The following is a 6096-nucleotide window of genomic DNA, read 5'->3' as shown; positions in this document are numbered from 1 at the left end:
TCAGGCGGCCCCGGGTCTCGCGCTCGGCCCGCTCCAGAAGCGCGTCGGGGGAGGGCCTTATATCGGCGTGATCGTCGTCAGGCATGGGAGCGCTCCTGGCCGGTCATGCGACGCTGGCGGCGGCAGGGCAATTGCCAGAAACGGCGAGACATCTCGCGGCGATGATATCCTTGAAGGCGAGCGTTCCTTCGCACCCCCCTCTGTCCTGCCGGACATCTCCCCCGCAAGGGGGGAGATTGGACTGCCGCCTTGCTTTCGCCAATCGCCCGCGTCGACGATTGGCGAAACGATGGAAACTGCCAATCTCCCCCCTTGCGGGGGAGATGTCCGGCAGGACAGAGGGGGGTGCGAAGGAACGCTGCCTCAAGGAACGGCCCACATAGCAAACAGCCTCGTTTGTTACTGGGCAGATTGCGCAGCATCCAGCGCCAAGTTCAACTGCAGCACGTTGACGACCGGCTCGCCGAGGAAACCAAGCTCGCGATCCTCGACATGACTGTCGACCAGCGCGCGCAGCGCCGCCTCGTCCATGCCGCGGGCCCTGGCGACTCGCGGCACCTGGAAATAGGCGGCGTCCGGCGAGATGTGCGGGTCGAGCCCGCTGCCGGAGGTCGTCACCAGTTCCATCGGCACCGGCGCGGGCGGGTTCTCCGCTTTCAGCTTGTCGGTGTCGGCCTTGATGCGCTCGATCAGCTTCGCGCTGGTCGGACCGAGATTGGAGCCGCTCGAGGAGGCGGCGTCGTAGCCGTCGCCGGCGGCGGACGGGCGGCCGTGGAAATAGCGCTCGCCGGTGAATGCCTGGCCGATCAGGGCCGAGCCTACCACCGTGCCGTCCTTTTCCACCAGGCTGCCATTGGCCTGATGGGGGAAGAGCGCCTGGGCGATGCCGGTCATGCCGAGCGGGTAGACGAGGCCGGTGATGGCGGTGAGGGCGACGATCATGACGATCGCGGGTCTGAGCTGTTTCAGCATGGGAGCGGTCCTTATACGAGGCCGAGGGCGGTGATGGCGATGTCGATCGCCTTGATGCCGACGAAAGGCACCACGATGCCGCCGAGGCCGTAGACGAGCAGATTGCGCGACAACAGCGCGCCGGCGCCGATGGCGCGGTACTTCACGCCCTTCAGCGACAGCGGGATCAGCGCGACGATGATCAGCGCGTTGAAGATGATGGCCGACAGGATGGCGCTCTGCGGGGTCTCCAAACCCATTATGTTGAGCGCGCCGAGCTGCGGGTAGAAAGCCAGGAACATCGCCGGGATGATGGCGAAATATTTGGCGATGTCGTTGGCGATCGAGAAGGTGGTCAGCGCGCCGCGCGTCATCAAAAGCTGCTTGCCGATCTCGACGATCTCGATGAGTTTTGTCGGGTCGCTGTCCAGATCCACCATGTTGCCGGCTTCCCGCGCCGCCACCGTGCCGGTGTTCATGGCGACGCCGACATCGGCCTGGGCCAGCGCCGGGGCGTCGTTGGTGCCGTCGCCGCACATGGCGACCAGCTTGCCCTTGGCCTGCTCCTCGCGGATCAGCGACAGCTTGTTCTCCGGCGTCGCCTGGGCGAGGAAGTCGTCGACGCCGGCTTCGGCGGCGATGGCCGCCGCCGTCATCGGATTGTCGCCCGTGATCATCACCGTGCGGATGCCCATGCGGCGCAATTCGGCGAAGCGCTCGCGGATGCCGCCCTTGACGATGTCCTTGAGGTGGACGATGCCAAGCAGGCGGCCGTCGCGCACCACCGCCAGCGGCGTGCCGCCGGCCTTGGCGATCTCGTCGGCGATGGAGCGGATGTCGCGGATCGCCTCGCCGCCGACGCGGTTGCCGCCGGCGGTGACCGTTTCGTCGATGTGCTTCAGCACCGCGTCGACGGCGCCCTTGCGGATGGAGGAGCCGTCGAAATCGACGCCGCTCATGCGGCTCTGCGCCGTGAACGGCACGAAGGCGGCGTGCAGGCTGCCCATGTCGCGGGCGCGGATGCCGTATTTCTCCTTGGCGAGCACCACGATCGAGCGGCCCTCCGGGGTCTCGTCGGCGAGCGAGGCGAGCTGCGCGGCGTCCGCCAGCTCCTGCTCGCCGACGCCGCGGATCGGGCGGAACTCGGTCGCCTGGCGGTTGCCGAGCGTGATGGTGCCGGTCTTGTCGAGCAGCAGCGTGTCGACGTCGCCGGCGGCCTCGACGGCGCGGCCGGACATGGCCAGCACGTTGAAGCGCACCAGCCTGTCCATGCCGGCGATGCCGATGGCCGACAGAAGCGCGCCGATGGTGGTGGGGATCAGCGTGACGAACAGCGCCACCAGCACGATCACCGGGATGTAGCCGCCGGCATAGGAGGCGAAGCTCGGGATGGTGGCGGTGGCCAGCACGAAGATCAGCGTCATGCCGGCGAGCAGGATGTTGAGGGCGATCTCGTTGGGGGTCTTCTGGCGCTCGGCGCCCTCGACCAGCGAGATCATGCGGTCGATGAAGGTCGAGCCGGCGGCCGCGGTGATACGCACCTTGATCCAGTCGGACAGCACCTGCGTGCCGCCGGTGACGGCCGAGCGGTCGCCGCCGGATTCGCGGATGACGGGCGCGGATTCGCCGGTGATTGCGGCCTCGTTGACCGAGGCGACGCCTTCGATCACCTCGCCGTCGGAGGGGATGATGTCGCCCGCCTCGACGATGACGACGTCGCCGACCTTCAGGCTGGTGCCCGGCACCAGCTTGAACCTGGCGCGGTCGCCATTGGCGAGCAGCCTGGCCTGCGTCTCGGTGCGGGTCTTGCGCAGCGAGTCGGCCTGCGCCTTGCCGCGGCCCTCGGCAACGGCCTCGGCGAAATTGGCGAACAGCACCGTGAACCACAGCCACAGCACGATCTGGAAGGAGAAGCCGAGACTTTCCCCGCCCGTGGCCAGATCGCGCAGGAACAGGATGGTGGTGAGCGCCGACACCACGGCGACGACGAACATCACCGGGTTGCGGGCGAGGCTCCTGGGATCGAGCTTGCGGAAAGCGTCGCCCAGGGCGGGAACGAGGATGCGGGCATCCATGATGCTCGCGGTCTTGGAATGGCTCATCGTGAAGCTCCAGCTTCGTAGGTTCTGTGTGTGTCCGGCCAGCCGAGGAGGTGCTGAAGTCCGCCGGAGAGCAGCCACAATGCGATCAGCGCGACGGCTATCAGCAGGAAGGTGGATGCCGTCGGGAAGGCGGGTGGCGTCGCGTCCTCCTCGTCGGGAGGAGGACGCCGCTTGCCGCGGGACGGGACTGGCGGCCGGACCATGGTCGGGTCTCAGAAGGTCTGCCCGAGCAGCATCGCCAGATGCTCGACGATCGGGCCGACCGCCAGCGCCGGGAAGAAGGTCAGGCCGCCGACGATCAGGATGACGCCGGTGAGCAGCCCGACGAACAGCCCGCCGTCGGTCGGGAAGGTGCCCGCCGAGGCCGGCACGCTCTTCTTCATCACCAGCGAACCGGCGATCGCCAGGGCCGGGATGATGATGAGGAAGCGGCCCATCAGCATAGCGAGGCCGATGGTGATGTTGTACCAGGGCGTGTTGCCGGTCAGCCCGCCGAAGGCCGAGCCGTTGTTGGCGGCGCCAGACGTGTAGGCGTAGAGGATCTCCGAAAATCCGTGCGGGCCGGGCGTGCCGATGGAGGCGACGCCGGTCGGCAGCACCACGGCGATCGCCGTGAAGATCAGCATCGCGGCGGGCAGGCACAGGATGCCGAGCACCGCCATCTTGACCTCCTTGGCCTCGATCTTCTTGCCGAGATATTCCGGCGTGCGGCCGACCATCAGGCCGGCGACGAAGATCGCCAGCACGACGAACAGCAGGATGCCGTAGAAGCCGGCGCCGACGCCGCCGACGATGACCTCGCCGAGCTCCATGTTGATGAGCGGGATGAGGCCGCCGAGCGCGGTGAAGGAGCCATGCATGGCGTTGACCGCGCCGCAGGAGGCGGCGGTCGTGATGGCCGCGAACAGGGCGGACGAGGCGATGCCGAAGCGGGTCTCCTTGCCCTCCATGTTGCCGCCTTCCAGGCCGAGCGCATGGACGAGCGGATTGCCCGTGGCCTCCGCCCAGTAGCAGACGGCGACGCCGGCGATGAACAGCACGCCCATGGTGGCGAGGATGGCCCAGCCCTGGCGCTCGTTGCCGACCATGCGGCCGAAGACGTTGGTCATGGCGGCGCCGATGGCGAAGATCGACACCATCTGGATCAGGTTGGAGATGGCGTCGGGGTTCTCGAACGGATGCGCCGAGTTGGCGTTGAAGAAGCCGCCGCCATTGGTGCCGAGCATCTTTATGGCGAGCTGCGAGGCGACCGGCCCGAGGGCGATGGTCTGCCGGGCACCCTCTACCGTGGCGGCATCGACATAGGCGCCGAGCGTCTGCGGCACGCCGAGATAGACGTAGACCAGCGTGAGAACGATGCAGAGCGGCAGGAGCACGTAGAGGGTGGCACGGGTCATGTCGACCCAGAAATTGCCGACCGTCTTGGCCGAAGCCCGGGCGAAGCCGCGGATCAGCGCCACGGCGATGGCGATGCCGGTGGCGGCGGAGACGAAGTTCTGCACCGTCAGTCCGGCCATCTGGGTCAGATACGACATGGTGCTCTCGCCGCCGTAGTTCTGCCAGTTGGTGTTGGTGACGAAGCTGACGGCGGTGTTGAAGGCGAGCTCGGGGCCGACGGCGCCCATCCCCGCGGGATTGAAGGGCAGGGAGCCCTGCAGGCGCTGCAGCAGATAGAGCAGCAGGAAGCCGGCGAGATTGAAGAACAGCATGGCGGCCGCGTAGGTCGTCCAGTGCTGCTCGTCGCGCTCGCTCGTCCCGGCGGCGCCGTAGAGCAGGCGCTCGAGCGGGCCGAGCACAGGCGACAGCAGCGTGCGCTCGCCGGAGAAGACGCGGGTCATGTAGCCGCCGAGCGGCTTCACCAGCAGAACGACGATCCCGCAGAAGACGAGGATCTGGATCCATCCGTTGAAGGTCATGGGAATGGCTTTCGAAAGCGAACGTCAGAAGCGTTCGGGTCTGACGAGGGCGTAGGTCAGATAGACGAGGAGGAAGAGCGTGACCGCGCCGCCGAGGATGTAGTCGATGAGCATGGCGGCCTCCTCAAAGCCTGTCGCACAGGCTGGTGTAGGCGAAGGACAGGGCAAAGAAGACGATGCCTATCCCGATCATGATTGCGTCCATTTCCATGGGCTCCCTGGTGAAGCTTCGGAGACTTGCGATGCGGGCGGCCGCGTTGACGACCCGGCAAGCTCCGCCTGCCCGCGGCCGGATGGCAGGGGGCAGCGTCGGCGGGAATATGGTCGCGAGCCGCATAAAGGTTCGAGACAGGCGGCAGGGGAAAGAAATAGGAATTTTATAAAGATCGGTGGCGTCTGGAACGGCACCCGCTTCCTACAATCCCTGATTTTCAGCTTAAGCATTCCCTTACCTGGGGGGAAGAGCTTGCGTGCGAGCGCGGGTTGCGACAGTCTTGCGATGAGCTTGCCGGGTCGCAACCTGGTTCCCAGCGGAGGGGGTGATGGGGCCCGATACATCTGATATCGAAGCTTTGACTGTCACGACAGATGATGTTGAGAACTACGCGCGTCACTGGCTCGCCATTGTCCTGAATGCGGTACAAAAAATTGGCAGGCTTTCTTTGCGCGCCGCGATCCCAAAAAGGTGAAATGCAAGAAGCCTTGAGATCAACTTTTCCGGATGAAAAGTTACAATACCACCTCGTCACCTATGCCGTGGCGTGCGGCAACTGTGGCTACGTTAAGAATTACGCAGGCGACAAGGTTGCTGAATGGGCGGGCAAGAATGAGCGCACATGAGCCAGACCGTGGTTCAAACGTCCGTCAATTCCCCGCTCGCTTGAAAGGTGGCGGTGGCGACGATACATCTGATGTATGGAAGCGCGCGTCGAACGGCTGGAAGCCGACATGAAAGAGGTCCGAACGGATCTGAAGGCGATCCGGATCGACCTCGCTGAGATGAAGGACAAGCTTACGGGCCTGCCTTCGACCTGGCAAATGATCGGGATTTTTGCGACGCTTATCGCCCTGCTGCTTGCGGGGAGCGGTGTTCTGTTCGGCATCTTGCGGTATCTCGGCGCCTAATC

At 65.6% G+C, this 6096-nt stretch carries 6 protein-coding genes; 2 read left to right on the top strand and 4 right to left on the bottom strand.

All coding sequences use genetic code 11. From position 1 onward, the window contains the following. Positions 1 to 399: 399 nt before the first annotated feature. The 4 genes from kdpC to C7I84_RS27605 all read right to left on the bottom strand — a co-directional run bounded on the left by kdpC (position 400) and on the right by C7I84_RS27605 (position 5083). Positions 400 to 972, bottom strand: a complete 573-nt coding sequence (kdpC, locus tag C7I84_RS27625) for a potassium-transporting ATPase subunit KdpC (RefSeq protein WP_106775436.1) — start codon at positions 970 to 972, stop codon at positions 400 to 402. An 11-nt stretch (positions 973 to 983) separates the two neighbouring features. Beyond that, the gene (gene kdpB, locus C7I84_RS27620) at positions 984 to 3053 is read right to left on the bottom strand and encodes a potassium-transporting ATPase subunit KdpB (RefSeq protein ID WP_106775435.1); all 2070 of its coding nucleotides are present in this window, start codon (positions 3051 to 3053) and stop codon (positions 984 to 986) included. Positions 3054 to 3265: 212 nt separating this feature from the next. Next, positions 3266 to 4969 carry a potassium-transporting ATPase subunit KdpA gene (gene kdpA, locus C7I84_RS27610; RefSeq protein WP_106775433.1) on the bottom strand — a complete coding sequence of 568 codons (1704 nt, stop codon included), beginning with the start codon at positions 4967 to 4969 and terminating at the stop codon, positions 3266 to 3268. A 24-nt stretch (positions 4970 to 4993) separates the two neighbouring features. Beyond that, positions 4994 to 5083, bottom strand: a complete 90-nt coding sequence (locus tag C7I84_RS27605; protein ID WP_106775432.1) for a K(+)-transporting ATPase subunit F — start codon at positions 5081 to 5083, stop codon at positions 4994 to 4996. A gap of 428 nt (positions 5084 to 5511) precedes the next feature. Here C7I84_RS27605 and C7I84_RS30230 point away from each other — a divergent pair, with 428 nt between their 5' ends. Further along, on the top strand, positions 5512 to 5658 hold the full coding sequence (locus C7I84_RS30230) for a hypothetical protein (RefSeq protein WP_165816247.1): 147 nt from the start codon (positions 5512 to 5514) through the stop codon (positions 5656 to 5658). Positions 5659 to 5884: 226 nt separating this feature from the next. Beyond that, positions 5885 to 6094, top strand: coding sequence for a hypothetical protein (locus C7I84_RS27595; protein ID WP_106775430.1), 210 nt, complete (start codon positions 5885 to 5887; stop codon positions 6092 to 6094). Positions 6095 to 6096 lie beyond the last annotated feature (2 nt).

The organism is Kumtagia ephedrae (assembly GCF_003012745.1).
Classification (GTDB): Bacteria; Pseudomonadota; Alphaproteobacteria; order Rhizobiales; family Rhizobiaceae; genus Kumtagia; species Kumtagia ephedrae.
Note: the sequence above shows the minus strand (reverse complement) of the source record. Positions and strands in the feature narration are given on the sequence as shown.